The organism is Pseudoalteromonas sp. 0303, from assembly GCF_013349995.1.
Classification (GTDB): Bacteria; Pseudomonadota; Gammaproteobacteria; order Enterobacterales; family Alteromonadaceae; genus Pseudoalteromonas.
In genome coordinates this window covers 1-480 of the sequence record NZ_JABVXF010000131.1, presented here as the reverse complement: position 1 = coordinate 480, position 480 = coordinate 1, and the positions used below count along the sequence as shown (strand labels likewise).

Below are 480 nucleotides of genomic sequence, written 5' to 3'. Positions count from 1 at the left end.
CTCACTTGAACTGCTTCACATATTTGCTCTGTTGTATATCTACAACGGTCTGCTTTTAACAAAATAGCCGCACGCTTGTACTTTCGAACATTGACCATGCCTTTTTTGCAATAGTCTACTAATTCTTGTTTTTCTTCTTCTGATAATTCAACAATATACTTTCGGTTCATAACAATATTAAGTAAGTTTATATGAGTTAAAGGATCATTGATTAGGGTAAAAGTTCATTATGAATAAAGAAGAGTCGCCGCTGTTTACAGCAAAGCAAGGTCAGTATTTAGCATTTATTTATTACTACACAAAAGTGAATGGGATTGCGCCTGCTGAAAGTGATTTTGAGCGCTACTTTGGAACCGCATCTTCGAGTGTTCATTCAATGATTTCAGTTCTTAAGAAGAAGAAATTTATAACATCAGTTACTGGAAAAAGCAGGAGTATTGAATTATTGATTGAAAAAGATCAGTTACCTGAATTTAAGTA

General features: G+C 33.5%; 1 protein-coding gene. It reads left to right on the top strand.

From position 1 onward, the window contains the following. Nucleotides 1-229 precede the first annotated feature (229 nt). Nucleotides 230-480: LexA family transcriptional regulator (locus tag HUS62_RS22460; protein WP_175081208.1), on the top strand; the 251-nt coding region annotated here is incomplete at its 3' end.